The sequence below is a fragment of the Curtobacterium sp. PhB146 genome, assembly GCF_004342995.1.
GTDB lineage: Bacteria > Actinomycetota > Actinomycetes > Actinomycetales > Microbacteriaceae > Curtobacterium.
In genome coordinates, this window is sequence record NZ_SMBN01000001.1 from 872343 (window position 1) to 890005 (window position 17663).

The 17663-nt window shown below is 71.7% G+C and carries 18 protein-coding genes; 8 read left to right on the top strand and 10 right to left on the bottom strand.

The window, feature by feature from the left end; genetic code table 11:
- Position 1 precedes the first annotated feature (1 nt).
- The 7 genes from EDF33_RS04250 to EDF33_RS04280 form a co-directional block, all read right to left on the bottom strand.
- Positions 2-349 carry a monovalent cation/H(+) antiporter subunit G gene (locus tag EDF33_RS04250; RefSeq protein ID WP_243648940.1) on the bottom strand — a complete coding sequence of 116 codons (348 nt, stop codon included), beginning with the start codon at positions 347-349 and terminating at the stop codon, positions 2-4.
- Between the two features lie 5 nt (positions 350-354).
- Positions 355-699 (bottom strand): sodium:proton antiporter, encoded by a 345-nt coding sequence (locus EDF33_RS04255; protein ID WP_123294605.1) that lies wholly within the window; start codon positions 697-699, stop codon positions 355-357.
- On the bottom strand, positions 696-1280 hold the full coding sequence (locus EDF33_RS04260; RefSeq protein WP_123294606.1) for a Na+/H+ antiporter subunit E: 585 nt from the start codon (positions 1278-1280) through the stop codon (positions 696-698). Before EDF33_RS04260 ends, EDF33_RS04255 begins: the two co-directional genes overlap by 4 nt.
- Positions 1277-2968 (bottom strand): Na+/H+ antiporter subunit D, encoded by a 1692-nt coding sequence (locus EDF33_RS04265; RefSeq protein WP_123339137.1) that lies wholly within the window; start codon positions 2966-2968, stop codon positions 1277-1279. Before EDF33_RS04265 ends, EDF33_RS04260 begins: the two co-directional genes overlap by 4 nt.
- Entirely contained in the window at positions 2965-3417 is a 453-nt protein-coding gene (locus EDF33_RS04270) for a Na(+)/H(+) antiporter subunit C (RefSeq protein ID WP_132099363.1), read from the bottom strand. Before EDF33_RS04270 ends, EDF33_RS04265 begins: the two co-directional genes overlap by 4 nt.
- Positions 3414-6326: a Na+/H+ antiporter subunit A gene (locus EDF33_RS04275; RefSeq protein ID WP_132099364.1), complete on the bottom strand. Its 2913-nt coding sequence runs from the start codon at positions 6324-6326 to the stop codon at positions 3414-3416. Before EDF33_RS04275 ends, EDF33_RS04270 begins: the two co-directional genes overlap by 4 nt.
- A gap of 109 nt (positions 6327-6435) precedes the next feature.
- Positions 6436-7380 carry a zinc-binding alcohol dehydrogenase family protein gene (locus tag EDF33_RS04280; protein WP_132099365.1) on the bottom strand — a complete coding sequence of 315 codons (945 nt, stop codon included), beginning with the start codon at positions 7378-7380 and terminating at the stop codon, positions 6436-6438.
- 80 nt (positions 7381-7460) lie between these two features.
- On the opposite strand from EDF33_RS04280, the gene EDF33_RS04285 reads away from it, so the two are divergent.
- Positions 7461-7868 (top strand): MarR family transcriptional regulator, encoded by a 408-nt coding sequence (locus EDF33_RS04285; RefSeq protein ID WP_111085883.1) that lies wholly within the window; start codon positions 7461-7463, stop codon positions 7866-7868.
- Between the two features lie 4 nt (positions 7869-7872).
- Here EDF33_RS04285 and EDF33_RS04290 read toward each other — a convergent pair whose 3' ends face one another.
- A complete protein-coding gene (locus EDF33_RS04290) occupies positions 7873-8622 on the bottom strand; it encodes an SDR family NAD(P)-dependent oxidoreductase (protein WP_131922074.1) in 750 nt (249 codons plus the stop codon).
- A gap of 45 nt (positions 8623-8667) precedes the next feature.
- Here EDF33_RS04290 and EDF33_RS04295 point away from each other — a divergent pair, with 45 nt between their 5' ends.
- The 6 genes from EDF33_RS04295 to EDF33_RS20670 all read left to right on the top strand — a co-directional run bounded on the left by EDF33_RS04295 (position 8668) and on the right by EDF33_RS20670 (position 13809).
- A complete protein-coding gene (locus EDF33_RS04295; protein WP_131881067.1) occupies positions 8668-9390 on the top strand; it encodes an SDR family NAD(P)-dependent oxidoreductase in 723 nt (240 codons plus the stop codon).
- A complete protein-coding gene (locus EDF33_RS04300; RefSeq protein WP_165918710.1) occupies positions 9387-10046 on the top strand; it encodes an FCD domain-containing protein in 660 nt (219 codons plus the stop codon). Before EDF33_RS04295 ends, EDF33_RS04300 begins: the two co-directional genes overlap by 4 nt.
- A gap of 66 nt (positions 10047-10112) precedes the next feature.
- Positions 10113-10733 (top strand): VTT domain-containing protein, encoded by a 621-nt coding sequence (locus tag EDF33_RS04305; RefSeq protein WP_165901140.1) that lies wholly within the window; start codon positions 10113-10115, stop codon positions 10731-10733.
- A 37-nt stretch (positions 10734-10770) separates the two neighbouring features.
- A complete protein-coding gene (locus EDF33_RS04310) occupies positions 10771-11649 on the top strand; it encodes an SMP-30/gluconolactonase/LRE family protein (protein WP_243692349.1) in 879 nt (292 codons plus the stop codon).
- 7 nt (positions 11650-11656) lie between these two features.
- Positions 11657-12808, top strand: coding sequence for a 23S rRNA (uracil(747)-C(5))-methyltransferase RlmC (gene rlmC, locus EDF33_RS04315; protein ID WP_123937285.1), 1152 nt, complete (start codon positions 11657-11659; stop codon positions 12806-12808).
- A 302-nt stretch (positions 12809-13110) separates the two neighbouring features.
- Positions 13111-13809 carry a transglycosylase family protein gene (locus EDF33_RS20670; protein ID WP_123294616.1) on the top strand — a complete coding sequence of 233 codons (699 nt, stop codon included), beginning with the start codon at positions 13111-13113 and terminating at the stop codon, positions 13807-13809.
- 87 nt (positions 13810-13896) lie between these two features.
- On the opposite strand, the gene EDF33_RS04325 is transcribed toward EDF33_RS20670, so the two are convergent.
- Both EDF33_RS04325 and EDF33_RS04330 read right to left on the bottom strand, forming a co-directional pair.
- On the bottom strand, positions 13897-14937 hold the full coding sequence (locus EDF33_RS04325; RefSeq protein WP_123937286.1) for an LCP family protein: 1041 nt from the start codon (positions 14935-14937) through the stop codon (positions 13897-13899).
- A 78-nt stretch (positions 14938-15015) separates the two neighbouring features.
- Positions 15016-15429 carry a MarR family transcriptional regulator gene (locus tag EDF33_RS04330; protein WP_123294618.1) on the bottom strand — a complete coding sequence of 138 codons (414 nt, stop codon included), beginning with the start codon at positions 15427-15429 and terminating at the stop codon, positions 15016-15018.
- Between the two features lie 112 nt (positions 15430-15541).
- On the opposite strand from EDF33_RS04330, the gene EDF33_RS04335 reads away from it, so the two are divergent.
- Entirely contained in the window at positions 15542-17662 is a 2121-nt protein-coding gene (locus EDF33_RS04335) for an efflux RND transporter permease subunit (RefSeq protein WP_132099368.1), read from the top strand.
- The last annotated feature ends 1 nt before the right edge of the window (position 17663 follow it).

A 17663-nucleotide genomic window follows, 5' to 3' on the forward strand; every position in this document is an offset into this window, starting at 1 on the left:
ATCAGGACTCGGTGTCGTCGACCAACAGGTCCTCGTGCCGGTAGTCGTCGGCACGCAGTCCGGCGCGGGCGATCATGTGCGTCGAGACGGGCACCAGGAACAGCTGGAACACCATGATGGGCAGGACGACCCAGAACGCCGTCCAGGTCCCCACCGCGACGACGATCGCGGCCAGCCCGAACGCCAGCCCGAGCACCTGCGGCTTCGCCATGGCGTGCAGGCGGACGAGCGGGTCCGGGAAGCGCACGATGCCGACCCCGGCGCCGAGGGACAGCAGCGAGCCGATGAGCAGCAGGGCGAGCGCGATCCACGCCCGCACGCCGGCGCCGTCGAGGAACGCCTGGATCATCTCGGTCACGACTGCTCCTCTGCTTCGGCGGCGTGCTCGGGGGTGGTGACGCTCAGGCCTTCGTCCGACGGGTCCGACGACGGCGTGACCGCTCGCGCCACCGCGACGGTCGCGAACACGCTCGTCGCCGCGATCACCACGAGGACGGGGATCCCGGTCAGGTCGCGCCGGACCACCATCGACGCCGCGATCACCACGAGCACGGTCGTCAGGACCATGTCCGATCCGATCATCCGGTCGAGGATCGTCGGGCCGCGCACGATCCGGAACACCGCGAGCGCGAGGGTGGCGCCGAGCAGGGCCAGGACCAGGGCGATGCCGATCCCCATGACGACGACGGCGGCGCTCATCGGGTGACCTCCGGCAGCGGTTCGGACAGTTCGGAGACGTCCTGCTTCGAACCGAGGGCACGGATGACCATGGCCTCGATGCCGAGGGCCTCGCGACGGGCGGCCTCGACCTGTTCGACCCGCTCGGTGTCGAGCACGTGCAGCAGCAGGCGCCGACGGCGGAGGTCGACGTCGGCGACGTACGAGCCGGGCACCAGCGAGATCGCGAGGGTCGCCAGCGTGAAGGTCATCTCGGCGGTGGAGTGCAGCTGCACGAGCGTGATGGAGCTGCGGCGGACGCCCCGCGGGCGGAACGCGACCCAGGCGACCCGGAACGATGCCGTGATGACGAGTCCGGACCACACCACGAGGAACCGGACGGCGTGCACGATCGAGAACCGGGCCGACAGCGGGACCGGCGGGAGTGGCAGCGCCTGAGTGACCAGGAGCGCCACCACGATGCCGCAGAGCAGGGTCAGTGGCGTCCACGAGCCCCAGAGCAGGGCCCACAGGACGGTCAGTCCGGCGACGAGCGGGACGTCGTACCGCCACGCCACCGCGATGCGGCGGGCGTTCGCGACGTGTCGGGTGTCGGTGTTCACCGGTCACCTCCGAGGACGGCCTGCACGTACCGGTCCGGCGACTCGAGCGACTCCGCTGCGCGGCTCGCGTACCCGTAGAGCGGGCCCGCGACCACGGTGAGGGCGACGGATCCGAGGACCGCGACCGTCGTCACACCGACGAGCATGCGCGGCAGCCGGACCTTGGTCGGCGCTTCGCCGACCGTCTCGGTCGACCCGGTGGTCGGACGGGAGGCACTGCTCGCGTGGGGTGCGTCGGTGACCGTCACCGAGCCTCCTGGGTGGAAGGCCTCACCCGTCTCCTCGGAGACGGTCAAGGGGGCGGGTTCCGGCGACCGCAGGGCTGCGTGCGGTTCGGCGGTCGTCGCGTGCGGCGCTGCGGCCTCGGCCGCGGGCTTCGGCCGCCAGAAGGCGGCGTCCCACACGCGCATCAGTGCGTACAGCGTGAGGAGCGACGTGACCACGCCGGCGGCGATCGTGACGTACGCCAACGGGGAGCCGTCCTCGGCGGCGGCGCGGAACAGCCCGAGCTTGCCGATGAAGCCGGAGAACGGCGGGATGCCGCCCAGGTTGAACGCCGGGATCAGGTACAGCGCGGCCAGCAGCGGCGCGGCCTTCAACAACCCGCCGAGCGACCGGGTCGACGTGGTCCCCCCGACGCGTTCCATCAGGCCGGACACCAGGAACAACGTGGTCTGCACGACGATGTGGTGCACCGTGTAGAACACCGCGGCCGCCGTCCCCGCGACCGTCCCGAGCCCGACACCCATCACCATGAAGCCGATGTGGCTGATGAGCGTGAAGGACAGCAGGCGCTTGACGTCGGTCTGGGACACCGCGCCGAGCACCCCGACGACCATCGTCAACACCGCCACCACGAGCAGCACGTTGTTCAACTGCGGCCCGGGGAAGATGACCGTCTCGAGGCGGATGATCGCGTAGATGCCGACCTTCGTCAGCAGGCCGGCGAAGACGGCCGTGACCGGGGCCGGGGCGGTCGGGTACGAGTCCGGCAGCCAGAACGCCAGCGGGAAGACCGCCGCCTTGATGCCGAAGCCGATGAGCAGCATCGTGTGCAGGAGCAGCTGCACGTGCTCGGGCAGATCGGCGACGCGCTCGCTGATCTGGGCGATGTTGACCGTGCCGGTCGCGCCGTACACCAGGCCGATCGCGGCGAGGAAGATCGCCGACGCGATCAGGCTCGTGACGATGTACGTGGTGCCGGCCCGGACACGCTGCTCGCTGCCGCCCAGGGTGATGAGCACGTAGCTCGCCACGAGCAGCATCTCGAACGCCACGTACAGGTTGAACAGGTCGCCGGCGATGAACGAGTCGAGCACGCCCGCGGCCAGCACGAGGTAGGTCGGGTAGAAGATCGTGACCGGGGCTTCACCGTCGTCGGCTGCGAGCCCCTGGCCGATCGAGAACAGCAGGACGATGAGCAGCACGCTGGCGCTCACCGTGAGGAGCAGGGCGCTCAGGCGGTCGACCACCAGCGAGATGCCGTACGGGGCGTCCCACCCGCCGACCTGCACGACGATGGTGCCGTGGTGGTCGACGAGCACCATGAGGGTTGCGGCGACGGCGAGTGCGACGACGAGCACCACGACGGTGATCGCTCGCTGGAGCTTCTGGTGCCGCAGGAGGCCGAGTGCGACGGCTGCGCCGAGCAGCGGGACGAGGACGAGGAGCGGGACGAGCCAGGTCATCGGTTCACTCCGTCCGGGTGCGGTTGGTGTTCGTGCGGATCGTCGGCGTCCTCGGGGGACTTCGGGTCGAAGTCGGCTTCCGGGTCGTCGTCGGGGTCGTCGCGCGTGCGGCCGATGGCGACGTCCGCTTCGTCGACCTCGACCTCGTCGGCACGGGACAGCTGCCACGAGCGGTGGATGAGGGCGAGCAGGAACGCGCTGACGGCGAAGGTGATGACGATCGCGGTCAGGGCGAAGGCCTGGGGGAGCGGGTCGGTGATGCCCTCGGAGGACTTGCCGATCGGCGGGTTGCCGGCGGCGCCCGACATCACCAGCAGGAGCAGGTTCAGGGCGTTGCCGAGCAGCAGGAAGCCGAGCAGCATCCGGGTCAGGGACCGTTCGAGCAGCAGGTAGACGCCGCAGGAGAACAGCACGGCCATCGCGATCACGAGGACGAGGGTGACGGTCATGTGGCGCTCCCTTCCGGGGTGGGTGCCTCGAGGGTGTCGCGGACGGACCCCTCGGTGGTGTCGCGGGTGGGCGCCCCGGCATCCTCGAGGCGCTGCCGGTCCACCTCGGCGCCGAGGCTGCGGAGGACGTCGAGCACCAGGCCGACGACGACCAGGTACACGCCGATGTCGAAGAACGTCGCGGTGACGAACTCGATGTGGCCGAGGATCGGGACGGTCGCCTCGAAGAACTCGGAGTACAGCGCTTCGCGCCCGAAGAACAGCGGCACGATCGCGGTGATCGCTGCCGTCGCGACACCGAGTCCGAGCAGTCGACCGGCCCGCACCGGGGCGGCGGCGCCGAGTTCGGCCGGGCCGCCCGCCAGGTACCGGGCCGCCAGCGCGATGCCGGCGACGAGGCCACCGGCGAAGCCGCCGCCGGCCGCGTTGTGCCCGGCGAACAGCAGGTAGACCGACAGGACGATGAGCCCGTGGAACAGCAGTCGGACCACCACGTCGAGGAGTGCCGAGCGGCCGGTCGGGATGGCGGCGCTCGTCGGTAGCCAGGCGCGCGGCTCCCCGTCGGTGCGCTGGCCGTCCGCCGTCAGCTTCTCCGGCAGGTCACGGAGCCGGGGCAGCGTGTCCTCGCGGGAGTTCACGAAGATGAGGCTCGCGACGCCCGTGGCCGCGGCGACGACGACGGTGAGCTCACCGAGGGTGTCCCAGCCGCGCAGGTCGACGAGGGCGACGTTCACGACGTTCAGGCCGTGCCCGAACGAGCTCGTGAGCGCGGGCAGGTCCGGCCAGATCGGTTCGGCGGTGCGCGCCGAGGCGGCGACGATGACGACGATCGCCAGCGTGAGGCCGGCGAGCCCCGCGAAGAGCGCACGGACGATGCGGAACCGGCTCGGGTTCGTCGTCGCGATGCGCGGGGGGAGCCGCCGGAGCACCAGGACGAACGCGATGAGGGTGACGGTCTCGACCACGAGCTGCGTGAGGGCGAGGTCGACCGCGCCGTGCAGGACGAACAGGACGGACATGCCGTAGCCGGTCACGCCCACCAGCACGGCGGCGGCGAACCGGGTCTTCGCGGTGAGGACGGCGATGGCGCCGACGGACATCACGATGACGACCGGGATCTGCCCCCACGAGTCTGAGAACCGGACGTGGAACTCCCACGGCCCGCCGAGCACGAGGTTCGCGAGCGCACCCGCCACGAACACCGACAGGATCACCGTCAGGTAGTAGGGGAGCGAACCCCGCTGCACACCGGCGGTCAGGCCCGTCGCGAACCGGTCGAGGCCGCGCATGAGGTGCCGGTAGGTGCCCGAGGCGCTCGGGAACCCGGCGAGCTGGTGCTGCAGTGCCTCGACCGGACGTCGGAGGGCGAACAGTGCGAGACCGCCGACCAGGGTGACGGCCGAGATGCCGAGCGCCGGTTCGAGGCCGTGCCAGAGCGCGAGGTGGGGGACTTCCTCGCCAGGGAGCGAGGCCACCGTCGCGGCGGGCTCGATGCCGTGCGCGACGACCGGGGTCAGCAGGCCGAGGGCGAGACCGGTCAGCGCCAGGATCGACGGCACCACACCCAGACCGTGCAGGGCGTGCGGTTCCGTCTGGGCGACGTCGGGCTTGCGGGCGAACGCTCCCCAGAAGAAGCGGAGCGAGTACGCCACGGTGAGCACCGAGCCGAGCGTCACGCCGACGAGGGCGAACCAGGCCCAGCCGGCGTCGGGTCCGTGCAGCGATTCGGTGAAGCCGGTCAGCACGGCTTCCTTCGCGACGAAGCCGATCGTCGGCGGGATGCCGGCCATCGACACGAGCGCGAGGGCGGCCACGACGGCCAGCCACGGTGCCTTCCGGCCGAGGCCGCTCAGGCGCCCGAGGTCGCGGGTGCCGGTGGTGTGGTCGATCGCACCGACCACCAGGAAAAGCGTGGACTTGAACGCGGCGTGCGCCACGAGCAGGGCGACCCCGCCGAGCGCCACCGCGGGCGCGCCCCACCCGGCGGCGAGCACGAGGAACCCGAGCTGCGCGACGGTGCCGTAGGCGAGCAGGAGCTTGAGGTCGGTCTGGCGGAGCGCTCGGTAGCCACCGATGAGCATTCCGAGGACACCGAGCACGGTGATCGTCTCGCGCCAGCCGTCGAGCAGTGCGAACGCCGGAGCGAGCCGGGCCACGAGGTAGATGCCGGCCTTCACCATCGCTGCGGCGTGCAGGTACGCGCTGACCGGGGTCGGAGCTGCCATGGCCGCGGGCAACCAGAAGTGGAACGGTACGATCGCCGACTTCGTCAGCGCGCCGAGCAGGACGAGGACCACCGAGACGGTGACGATCGGTCCGGTCGGCGGGGCGGCGATGATGCCGGAGAGCGAGGTCGTGCCCGCCGTGACCGACAGCATGACCAGACCGGCGAGCATCGCCAGACCACCGGCGGTGGTGACGACGAGGGCCTGCATCGCGGCCGCACGGCTCGCACGCTTGTCGGCGTCGTGTCCGATGAGCAGGTAGGAGAAGACCGTGGTGGCTTCCCACAGGACGAAGAGCACGATGACGTCGTCGGCGAGGACGAGCCCGAACATCGACCCGGCGAACGCGGTCAGCACGCCCGCGAACCGGCCGATCCCCGGCTCGTCGCGCCCGAAGTACGAGGCGCAGTACACGAGCACGAGGGCCCCGACGATCGACACCACGAGCGCGAGGACCCACGACAGGGCGTCCATCCGCAGCGTGATCTCGAGGTCGAGCTGCGGGACCCACCGGTGCCGTTCGACGACGCTGCCGTGCAGGGCCGCGTCCGTCTGCAGCACCGTCAGCACGGCGGCGGCTGCGGGCGCGAGGGCGGCCACGGTGAACACGCGGCGGCCGAGGACGGGGGTCAGGGCGGGGACGATCAGGGCGACGATCGCGAACGCGACGAGGACGAGGACCATCGGGCACCTCCTCGGGGTCGGGCTGCAGTCCGGCTCACTGGGCCCTCACAGCCTACGAAGAGTGGGATGTGGAGAACCTGTGCGACCGGACAGCCTGCTCGCGCTCGGTTCACACTGTGAACACCACTCTGCCCGTGCTCCCGGCGGGCTGTCCGGCCCACGTCGCCTCGACGTCCGCCAACCGCACGGCCGTCGCGTCCACCCGGACGGTGCCGTCCGCGATCGCACTGACGATGCCCGGGAGCTCGGCGACGAAACCGGCACGCCCGACCGACCCCTGCCCGCTGCCGACGATCGTCAGGCCCGAGGCGCGCAGTGCCGCGGACGGGATCGTCGCCTCGTGGCCCGCGGTGGAACCGATCGCGATCCAGTCGAGTCGGCGGCCCGGTTCGGTGCGGGCGGTGACGACGGCGCGCATCACGTCGGCCGCGGGCTGGCCCCAGACGTAGTCGATGACCACGTCGACGTCGGCTGCCGCTGCGCCGAGGGCGTCGACGTCGGTCAGCGGCAGCACGACGTCGGCGCCGAGGGCGGTGAGCGCCGCCAGCCGCTCCGGGTTGCGCCCGCTCGCGACGACGTGTGCGGCACCGAGGTGCTTCGCCACCTGCACCGCCGCGGTGCCCGAGGCCCCGGTCGCGCCGAGCACGAGGACGCGGCTGCCCGGGGCGAAGTCGATCCGCCGGCGCAGGGCCACCCACGACGACAGCACCGGGTTCACGCCGGCGGCCACGGTGATCGGGTCGGCACCGTCGGGGAGGACGACGCTCGCCCGCGGGTCGACCGCGACGCGCTCGGCCATGGTGCCGCGGGTGTCGCTCGCGACGGCGACGTAGCGGAGCGTGCCGTCGGGGAACCGGGCGACGCCGTCGACGCCGGGGACCAGGGGGAGCGCGCCCTCGCTGGTGTAGTGCGAACCGTCGGCCTGCGAGCGGACCCGCGGGTGGAGCCCGGCCGCGACGACGTCGACGACGACCTCGCCGGGTCCGGGAGTCGGTTCGTCGAACTCCTGCCAGGTCGGGGCGTGGCCGAACTCGGTGACGACTGCTGCGTGCATGGTGTCCTCCATTGCTTCGTGTTACGAACAAAGTAGTTCGCATCACGAAGTTCGTCAACTAGGCTGGAGTGGTGCAGGAGATGACCGAGGACGAGCAGCTCGTCGATGCCCTGGGCGAGGCCGCGTTCCGGACGATGGGGCCGCTGACCGGGCTCGCGGCCGATGCCGGGCTGTCGCTGACGCAGCTGCGGGTCCTCGCGATCCTGCGTGACCGTCGTCTGCGGATCGGTGACCTGGCGCAGTACCTGGGGCTCGAGAAGTCGACGATGACCGGGTTGGTGGCGCGCGCGGAGAAGAAGGGGTTGCTCGCGCGGCAGCCGAACGCGGACGACGCCCGCGCGGTGGACGTCGTGATCACCGACGCCGGTCTCGAGGTGGCGCGCTCGCTCGAGGGCGCGATCCGCGATGCACTGCTGCCGCTCACCGCCCGGTTGCCGGAGCGGGACCGGCGGCAGCTGCGCGCGCTCCTGGAGCGGATGCTGCGCTGAACCCTCAGCGACCGTGCGCGCGTGCCGGGATCTGCGTCGCGAGCTTGCCGCCGGAGACGTCGAGCAGGGTGCCGGTGACGTAGCCCGAGGCGTCGCTCGCCATGAAGACGAGCAGGTCGGCGACGTCGTCCGCGGTCTCCCACCGGCGCAGCGACAGGGTGTCGAGCAGGCGGTCCTGGGCCTCGGCCGGCATGGTCGCGAACCCGTTCATCGCCGTCGGGACCATGCCCGGCGCGTACGCGTTGACGGTGATGCCCCACGGGCCGAGCTCCGACGCCAGCACCCGGGTGAACGAGACGACCGCGGCCTTGGACGCCGCGTAGGCAGCGCTGCCGACACTCGGGACGATCGCGGCGAACGAGGCGGCGTTGATGATCCGCCCCCGTCCCGCGGCCTGCATCACCGGCGCGACGGCCTGGCTCATCAGGAAGGTGCCGCCGAGGTTGACGTCCATGCACCGGCGCCAGGCATCCCACTGCAGCTCGGCGACGGTGCCCTCGACGTTGATGCCGGCGTTGTTCACGAGCACGTCGATCGTGCCGTGCCGGGTGACGACCTCGTCGACGGCGGCCCGGACCGACTCGGGGTCGGCGACGTTGCACACGACGTGGTCGAGCGGGAAGTCGGGCTCGAAGGCCAGGTCGAGGGCGACGACGCGACACCCCTCGGCGACGAAGCGGTCGGCGAGCGTGCGTCCGATCCCGCGTGCTGCGCCGGTCACGACCACCACACGGTCGGTCAGGTCGAGGTGCATCGTTGCTCCTGTCGTTGGTCACTGCAATAGGCATACTATTGCAGCATGGCGAAGCAACGGGTGCTCTGGGTCACCGGCGGCGGCAGCGGCATGGGCGCCGCGAGTGCCGAGGCCGCTGCGCGCGACGGGTGGACGGTGGTCCTGAGCGGGCGGCGCGTGGACCGGCTCGAGCAGGTCGCGGCGACGATCACGGCCTCCGGCGGCACGGCGGCGGTCCTGCCCCTCGACGCTGCCGATCCCGCTGCCGTCGCGTCTGCGCGGGACACCGTGCTCGAGCGGTTCGGACGACTCGACGCGGTCGTGCTCGCCGCCGGGCTGAACGCGCCGCGGCGCCGGTGGGACGACCAGTCGTTGCCGGACTTCCGCGCGATCGTGGACACGAACCTCACCGCGGTGGTCGCGGTCGTCGACGCCGCACTGCCTGCGCTCCGCGAGTCCGGCGGCGTGGTCGTCGTGGTGTCGTCCTACGCCGGGTGGTCCTTCCAGCCCGGCGCCGGCGTCGCGTACTCCGCCTCGAAGACCGCGCTCGGTTCGGTCGTCCGGAGCCTCAACCAGCAGGAGGCAGACCACGGGGTCCGGGCGACGCACCTGTGCCCCGGTGACGTCGCGACCGACTTCCTCGACCAGCGGCCGTCGGTGCCCGACGCCGCCGCACGATCGGCGATGCTGCAGCCGGAGGACATCGCCCGCGCGGTGTCGTTCGTGCTCGAGGCGCCGTCGTACATGCGCGTCGACGAACTCGTGGTCAGCCCGGTGTCCCAGCGGTGACCAGCACGTTCGACCGCGTCCTCGACCAGATCGGTGCCGACGTCGTCTCCGGCGCCATCGCCGTGGGCAGCCGCCGGAGCATCGACGACCTGGTGGCGTCGACCGGGGCCAGTCGCAGCATCGTCCGCGAGGCCGTCCGCGTCCTCGTCGCCCTCGGCCTGCTCACCGCGCGGCGCCGGGTCGGCGTGACCGTCCTCGGCGTGCTGGAGTGGGACGTCCTGGATCCGCGGGTCGTGCGGTGGCGCCTCCGGGGCCCGGACGGTGACCGCGTGGCGGTCGAGCTCCGCGAACTCCGCGCGGCGGTCGAACCCGCCGCAGCCGCCGCAGCGGCCGGGCGGGCGCCCCTCGACGAGTGCGCGGACCGACGGGAGGCGCTCCGCACCACCGCGGACGAGCTCGCCGCCGCAGCGGCCCGCGACGACCGCCTCGACTTCGTGGCCGCGGACGTGCGGCTCCACGCGCTCGTGCTCGACCTGTCCGACAACACGCTGTACCGACGCCTGCACCGCGTCGTGGGCCAGGTGTTGCGCGAACGTGGGAGCATCCGCCCGGACCGGCACGACGTCGGCCTCCACCTCGCGCTCGCCGGTGCCGTCGTCGACGGCCACCCGGACGACGCGGCCGCGGCGATGCGGGCGATCGTCGAGCGCACGTGAGCGGTGCCCCGCCGACCTGCGAAGATGGAGTCCGGTGCGCTCCTCCGGCGCCCGTGGAGGGTGAGCGTGGACGCAGCACAGGACCTGGTCGTCCAGCTCATCGGCACCCCGTGGACGTTCGTCGTGGTCGGCCTCGTGCTCGCCGTCGGCAGTGTCGCGGTCTTCCTCCCCAGCCAGGCGCTCGTCGTCGCGGTCGGCACGCTCCTGGTGGGCGGTGACGGCGGCCTCCTGCCGGTCCTCGTCCTCGTCGTCGCGGCCTCGATCGGCATGGTCCTCGGCGACCTCGGGCTGTACCACCTGGCGCGCTCGGTCGACCTCGGCTCGAGGTCGTGGTTCGCGCGTCCGAAGGTCCGCAAGGCCCGGGACGCCATCGACGGCCGCTACCGTGCCGCTCCCGGGCGCATCGCGGTCCTCGGACGCTTCATCCCGATGGGCCGGCTGACGACGAACCTGGTCGGCGCGGACAGCGGGCTCGACGTTCGGCGGTTCCTGGTCAGCTGCGTGCTCGCCGACGTCGTGTGGGCCGCGTACTGCGTCGGCATCGCGGCGGCCACCGGGCGCTGGAGCCGCGAGCAGCCCTTCCTCGTCACGACCCTCGCGGTCGTGGCGTCGATCCTGCTCGGCCTCGCGATCTCGGCGATCGAGAAGGCCGTGCGACGACGCAGCGAGGCGGCGGCTGCGGCCTGACGAACGTAGGGTGGGGACACCGTTCGAAGGAGAACCCGTGCTGCTCGACGACCTCGTACCGGACCCTGACGCGCTCGAGCGCATCGCCACCGGCAGCACGTGGGCCGAAGGACCCTGCTGGATCCCGGCGTCCCGTACCCTGCGCTGGTCGGACATCCCCGGCGACCGTGTCCTGCAGTGGCACGCCGACTCCGGCGAGACCTCCACGTACGCCGAGGGCGTCGAGTTCACCAACGGCCGGACGCTCGACCGCGACGGCAGGGTCGTCCAGTGCTCGCACGGACTCCGGCGGGTGGAGCGCGACCGCGACGGCGTCGTCACGCCGATCGTCGACGCCTGGGCCGGCGTGCGGTTCAACTCGCCGAACGACGTCGTCGTCGCGCGGGACGGCAGCGTGTGGTTCACCGACCCGGCCTACGGCATCACCCAGCCGCGCGAAGGCCACCCCGGCGTGCGCGAGTACGGCGACCACTGGACGTTCCGCTGCGGACCGTCCGGTGAGGACCTGCGCCCCGTCGCGACCGACGTCGACGAGCCGAACGGACTCGCCTTCGACCCGTCCGAGCAGGTCCTCTACATCGCGAGCTCGTCGGGGGACGAACCGGTCATCCGCGCCTACGACCGCGTCGGTGACGGCGGCGACCTGCTCAAGAACGGCCGGGTGTTCGCGCGACTCGAGCCGGGCGAGGGCGCACCGGACGGCATCCGGGTCGACGTGCACGGCAACGTGTGGTCGTCGTCGCACCGCGGCGTCGTCGTGTTCGACCCCTCCGGCGAGCGGATCGGCGAGGTGGCCGTCCCCGAGGTGACGTCGAACCTGTGCTTCGGCGGCGACGACGGCACGACGCTGTTCCTGACGGCGACGACGTCGGTCTACCGGATCGCCACGACGACGCGGGACGCTGCCGTATCCTGACTCGGCCATGCAGTGCGACTACTTCGACCGTGGGGTGTGCCGGTCCTGCACGCTCATGGGGCAGCCCTACGCCGACCAGGTCCTCGACAAGGAGCTCCGCACCCGCGAACTCCTGCACGACGCCGTCGAGGCGGCTGGCGGCCCCGGAGCCGTCACGTGGGCACCGGCGATCACCAGCCCCGAGTCCGGGTACCGGAACAAGGCGAAGATGGTGGTCGGCGGATCGACCGAGCACCCGACCGTCGGCATCCTCGACCACCGGCAGCGCGGCGTCGACCTGCGGCACTGCGGGATCTGCACGCCCGGCATCCGACACGCGCTGCCCCTGCTCGCCGACTTCGTCCAGACCGCGGGGTTGATCCCGTACGACGTCGCTGCCCGACGCGGCGAGCTGAAGTACGTCCTGGTCACCGAGTCGCCCGACGGCGAACTGATGGTGCGGTTCGTCCTGCGGTCCGAGGGGCAGGTGGCTCGGATCCGGCAGTACCTCGATGTGCTGCGTGACGCCCTGCCGAACGTGGTGGTCGTCACGGCGAACCTGCTTCCCGAGCACAAGGCCGTGACCGAGGGCGACCGGGAGATCGTGCTCACCGAGCAGGAGACGCTGCCGATGCGCCTCGGCGGGATCACGATGCACCTGCGGCCGCAGAGCTTCTTCCAGACCAACACCGCCGTCGCCACCGAGCTGTACGCGCAGGCCTCGGCGTGGATCGACGAGCTCGACCCGGCGTCGATGTGGGACCTGTACTGCGGCGTGGGCGGGTTCGCCCTGCACGCTGCGCGACCGGGCCGAGCGGTGACGGGCATCGAGACCAGTGCCGAGGCGATCCGTTCGGCGAAGCAGTCCGCGCGCGAGGCCGGGCTCGAGGGGCTCCGGTTCGCCGCCGACGACGCCACCGAGCACGCACTCCGCGCCCGACCCGACACCGTGCCCGAGCTCGTCCTGGTGAACCCGCCACGACGCGGGATCGGCGAGGCGCTGTCGACCTGGCTCGAGGAGTCCGACGTGCAGCACGTCGTCTACTCGAGCTGCAACCCGGTGACCCTGGCGAAGGACCTCGCGCGCATGCCCTCGTTCCGGCTGCGCCGCGCTCGTGTGCTCGACATGTTCCCCCAGACCGGCCATCTCGAGGCCGTCACGCTGCTGTCGCGGGCGTGATCCGGGCCTCCTGGCCGGCATTGCCAGGGAATTGCCAAGGTGACGTACCCGGGTACGGCTCGATGACCATGGCCATGGGCATCGAGGCGTACAGGTTCGAGTGCGGGGTACATAGCACCAACGGGTAGAACCGTTTGTCTCGGTTTGATAACGGTGAAGAGTTTCCTATGGTTGCCGACCGAGGTGCCGCCGGCCCGATGACCACTGCCCCCGGTGGCGCACCCCACAACTGACCGCGATCGGTCGGGGTGGGCAGTGGATTCCGCGTTCGAAGCGGCTCGTGACCCCGGTGGAGCAATCACATGAAGAAGCTTTCCCGTACCCGCACCATCGTCGGCGGCCTCGCGTTCGCCGGCATCGCCGCGACCGGTGTCGGCCTCGCGGCAACCCCCGCGAACGCTGCGTCCGGCTCGACCTGGGACGCCCTCGCGCAGTGCGAGTCCGGCGGCAACTGGGCCATCAACACCGGCAACGGCTACTACGGCGGCCTGCAGTTCAACCTCGGCACCTGGCAGGCCAACGGTGGCGTCGGCAGCCCCGCCGGCGCGAGCCGCGAGGCCCAGATCGCCGTCGCCGAGCGTGTCCTCGCCACGCAGGGCTGGGGCGCCTGGCCTGCCTGCTCGGCCCAGCTCGGACTGAGCGGCACGAGCGGTGCCGCACCGGCCGCCGCTGCTCCGGCTCCGGCAGCCCCCGCTGCTCCGGCCCCGACGCAGCAGGCCGCACCGGCCCCCGCTGCCCCGGAGCAGGCCGCACCGAGCACCCCGGCTCCTGCGCCGGCGCCGGCGCAGGAGGCCGCCCCGGCAGCCACCACGCCGAGCAAGCCCGCCGCCGTGAAGACGAGCGGCAAGACGTACACGATCGCCTCGGGCGACACGCTCGACACCATCGCCACCAAGCTCAAGATCGACGGTGGCTGGAACAAGCTGTGGGCCGCGAACACGTCGACCATCGACGACGCGAACCTCATCTACTCGGGCCAGGAGCTGCAGCTCCCCGCCTGATCGTTCCACCGGACGAACACGTCGACGCCCCGCGACCTCGGTCGCGGGGCGTCGTCGTGCGTGACCGGTGGTGGGAGCCTGCGGGCGCTACTGCCGGTTGTCGGCCAGCCAACCGGCGACGTCGTCGGACCGCAGCGCCTGTGACAGCGAGCCGACCGCCAGGTCGTTGAGCGTGACGTAGGACTGCCCGTCCGGCGAGGTTCCGGACCCCGCAGTCGGCACCGTGAACGTCTTGAGGTCGTCGGTCCGGACGTCGCGCAGCGACCATCCGAGGCCGACGAGGGTCGGGAAGGTCAGTCCGGCATCGACCGCCAGGTGCTCGCTCGTCGCGGTCACGAAGTCCTGGATACGCCCGGGGTTCGTGATCGTGCCGCGGGAGAGCAGCCCGCCGACGACCCCGCGCATGAACGCCTGCTGGTTCAGCACGCGGGTGTGGTCCGCGTCGGCGAACGAGTACCGCTCGCGCACGAACGCGAGTGCGGCGTCGCCGTCGAGCCGGTTCGCGCCGGCGACGAACTCGTGCTTGCCTGCGGCGAACGCCTGCCCGGAGTCGACCGTGACACCGCCGAGGGCGTCGGTCATGTCCTTGAACCCGGTGAAGTCGATCTCGGCGACGTGGTCGATGCGGACGTCGAGCAGCTGCTCGACGGTCTGCACGGTGAGCGGGACGCCGCCCCACGCGTACGCGGCGTTGATCTTGGCGCTCCCGTGACCCGGCACGTCGACCCACGAGTCACGCATGATCGACATCAGGTACACGGCCTGCCGGTCGGCCGGGACGTGCGCGAGCATCAGGGTGTCCGAACGGCCACCGGCCTCGGATGGCTTGCCGTCCGGTCCGCGTGCAGCTCGTGAGTCGGACCCGATGAGCAGGATGTTCTCGCCGCCGGACGCAGCGGGTCGGGTCCCGCTCGGGAACGGGTTCGCGATCGTGTCGTGGCGGGCGTCGAAGCTGCGCGCCAGGCCGCCGACGAAGATGCTCGCGACGACGGCGATCACGGTGGCGATGCCGACCAGCGAGCCGACCGTCGCGAGCAGTGCGACGAGGAACGGGCGTCGGCGCCGCGGGTGGCGTCCGCCTCGGGTGGTGGTGTCGGCGGCCAGGCGGGCCGCCCGTCGTTCGGACATGCGGGACTCCAACGGGTTCGCGTCGGCGTGCCACCGACCGACCCATCGTACCGCATGTGGTATTTCAGGTACAGCGTGTCAGTTGCTGGGTTGCCGTGACTTCCCGAGCAGCTCCGTGAGCGCGGTCCGCAGTGCCGGGTCGTCCGGCAGGACCTCGCGCTCGATGTGCCGAGCGGTCTCCCACGCTCGGCGTCCGTGATCGGTCACGGTCACGAGGCGCCGGCGTCGGTCGTCGGGGTGCGGGGTGCGCTCGACCAGGCCGTCCCGCTCCATGCGCTCGAGGGTCCGTGACATCGTCTGCGGTTGCACCCGTGCCGTGCGCGCGATCGTGTCGGCACCGGTGGGGCCCGTGCGGATCAGGATGTCGACCGCGATGAGGGCCGCGTGCGGCAGCCCGATGGCGCGGAGGCGTTCATCCCAGTCCCGCTCGACCGAGCGTGCCGCGGCCGACAACAGCCGGCCGAGGGGCCACTGCTCGGTCGTGTCGTCCATGGGCGCAGTCTACGGTCGACAGCTGTCGCGGTCGGTGTCGCGACCGGCGTCGCGACCAGCGTCGCGACCGTCTAGTAATCAGCATGCTGACGACCGGTGTACGCTCACCGTCGTGTCCCGCTTCCTCCGCATCGTCCTCCCCGCGCTCGTCATCGTGGCCTGGCTCGCGATCGCCGCCGTCGGCGGTCCGTACTTCGGCAAGATCTCCGAGGTGTCGACGAACGACCAGACCTCGTTCCTGCCGGCGTCGGCCGACGCCACGAAGGTGCAGGAGCGGTCGTCGGAGTTCCGCCAGGAGTCGGGCGCACCCGCGATCATCGTGCTCGAGCGCGAAGGCGGCATGTCGTCCTCCGACCTGACCGCGGCGAAGGACCTCGCGACCCAGCTCGGTGACCGCGACGACGTCGAAGCCGTCAGCCCGGTGATCCCGAGCGAGGACGGCGACGCGGTCGAGATCGTCGCGACCCTCACCACGGCAGCCGACACCGGTGACGCGGTCGAGGCGATCCGCGCCGACGTCGACGACGCCCTGCCCAGCGGCGTCAGCGGGTACGTCACCGGACCGGCCGGGTTCACCGCCGACCTGACCGAGGCGTTCGCCGGCATCGACGGCCTGCTGCTCGGGGTGGCGCTCGCCGCGGTCTTCGTGATCCTGATCATCGTCTACCGGTCACCGCTGCTGCCGATCCTCGTGCTCGGCACCGCGACGTTCGCCCTGTGCGCCTCGATCCTCGTGGTGTGGTGGCTCGCCAAGGCCGACATCGTCACCGTCAACGGCCAGGTGCAGGGGATCCTGTCGATCCTGGTGATCGGCGCCGCGACGGACTACGCCCTGCTCTACACGGCGCGCTTCCGCGAGGCGCTGCGCGACCACCGCACCGGCTGGGGTGCGACGAAGGCGGCCCTGCGGGGGAGTCTCGAGCCGATCCTGGCCTCGGGCGGCACCGTCATCGTGGGCGTGCTCTGCCTGCTGCTCTCCGACCTCAACTCGAACAAGGCGCTCGGTCCCGTCGCCGCGATCGGCATCGCGTTCAGCCTGCTCGCCGCCCTGTCGCTGCTGCCCGCCCTGCTGCTCGCGTTCCGTCGCGCCGCGTTCTGGCCGCTCCGTCCCGCGTACGGCAGCGCCCACCCGGTGCTCACCGGTCCGGACGCGCGCGGCATCTGGGCTCGCGTCGGTCGGCTCGTCGCCAAGCGTTCCCGGGTGGTGTGGATCGTCTGCACGGTCGGGCTGCTCGCGATGGGCACGGGCCTGGTCGGGCTCAAGGCCGACGGGGTACCGCAGAGCGACCTGGTCATCGGGGCCTCGCAGGCACGCGACGGGCAGGACGTCCTGGCCGACCACTTCCCCGGTGGCTCCGGCAGCCCGGCGCAGGTCATCGGGTCGGAACGCGACCTCGACGCACTCGTCGACACCGTCACGGGGGTCGACGGCGTCGACGGGGTCGTCGCCGCCGCGAAGGACGCCCCGTCCGGCACGGTGCCCGTGACGGGCGACTCGCCCTCGAACGGCGCCGCCACTCCGACGGTGTCGCGCGGCGACGTGCTGCTCGAGGCCACGTTGACCGACCCGGCCGACTCGGACGCCGCCGAAGAGACTGTCCGCGACCTCCGCACCGCCGTCGAACAGGTCGATCCCGGCGCGATCGTCGGCGGCGTCACCGCGACGGCCGTCGACACGAACGACACCGGGATCCGCGACCGCACGCTGATCATCCCCGTGGTGCTGGTCGTGATCCTGCTCATCCTGATGCTCCTGCTCCGCAGCGTCGTCGCCCCGCTCGTGCTCATCGGCAGCGTGATCGTGTCGTTCGCCGCAGCACTCGGCGTCGGAGCGCTCGTGTTCGACCACGTGTTCCACTTCCCCGGTGCGGACCCGAGCGTGCCGCTGTACTCGTTCGTGTTCCTCGTCGCGCTCGGGGTGGACTACAACATCTTCCTCATGACACGGGTGCGGGAAGAGGCGCTGCGGCACGGTCCGCACGAGGGGGTCCTGCGCGGACTCGGGGTCACCGGCGGGGTGATCACCTCGGCGGGGGTGGTGCTCGCGGCGACGTTCGCGGCCCTCGGCGTCATCCCGATCCTGTTCCTCGTGCAGATCGCGTTCGTCGTGGCGTTCGGCGTCCTGCTCGACACGATCGTCGTCCGTTCGCTGCTCGTGCCGGCGATCGCGTACGACCTCGGTCGGCGCGCCTGGTGGCCGTCGCGCCTCTCGCGCGCGAACCATCACATGTGAC

Coding starts and splice junctions, on each gene's coding strand:
- EDF33_RS04250 (WP_243648940.1), bottom strand. CDS start 349: ATGATCCAGGCGTTCCTCGACGGCGCCGGCGTGCGGGCGTGGATCGCG.
- EDF33_RS04255 (WP_123294605.1), bottom strand. CDS start 699: ATGAGCGCCGCCGTCGTCGTCATGGGGATCGGCATCGCCCTGGTCCTG.
- EDF33_RS04265 (WP_123339137.1), bottom strand. CDS start 2,968: ATGACCTGGCTCGTCCCGCTCCTCGTCCTCGTCCCGCTGCTCGGCGCA.
- EDF33_RS04270 (WP_132099363.1), bottom strand. CDS start 3,417: ATGACCGTCACCCTCGTCCTCGTGATCGCGATGGCCGTGCTGTTCTCC.
- EDF33_RS04275 (WP_132099364.1), bottom strand. CDS start 6,326: ATGGTCCTCGTCCTCGTCGCGTTCGCGATCGTCGCCCTGATCGTCCCC.
- EDF33_RS04280 (WP_132099365.1), bottom strand. CDS start 7,380: ATGCACGCAGCAGTCGTCACCGAGTTCGGCCACGCCCCGACCTGGCAG.
- EDF33_RS04285 (WP_111085883.1), top strand. CDS start 7,461: ATGACCGAGGACGAGCAGCTCGTCGATGCCCTGGGCGAGGCCGCGTTC.
- EDF33_RS04290 (WP_131922074.1), bottom strand. CDS start 8,622: ATGCACCTCGACCTGACCGACCGTGTGGTGGTCGTGACCGGCGCAGCA.
- EDF33_RS04295 (WP_131881067.1), top strand. CDS start 8,668: ATGGCGAAGCAACGGGTGCTCTGGGTCACCGGCGGCGGCAGCGGCATG.
- rlmC (WP_123937285.1), top strand. CDS start 11,657: ATGCAGTGCGACTACTTCGACCGTGGGGTGTGCCGGTCCTGCACGCTC.
- EDF33_RS20670 (WP_123294616.1), top strand. CDS start 13,111: ATGAAGAAGCTTTCCCGTACCCGCACCATCGTCGGCGGCCTCGCGTTC.
- EDF33_RS04325 (WP_123937286.1), bottom strand. CDS start 14,937: ATGTCCGAACGACGGGCGGCCCGCCTGGCCGCCGACACCACCACCCGA.
- EDF33_RS04330 (WP_123294618.1), bottom strand. CDS start 15,429: ATGGACGACACGACCGAGCAGTGGCCCCTCGGCCGGCTGTTGTCGGCC.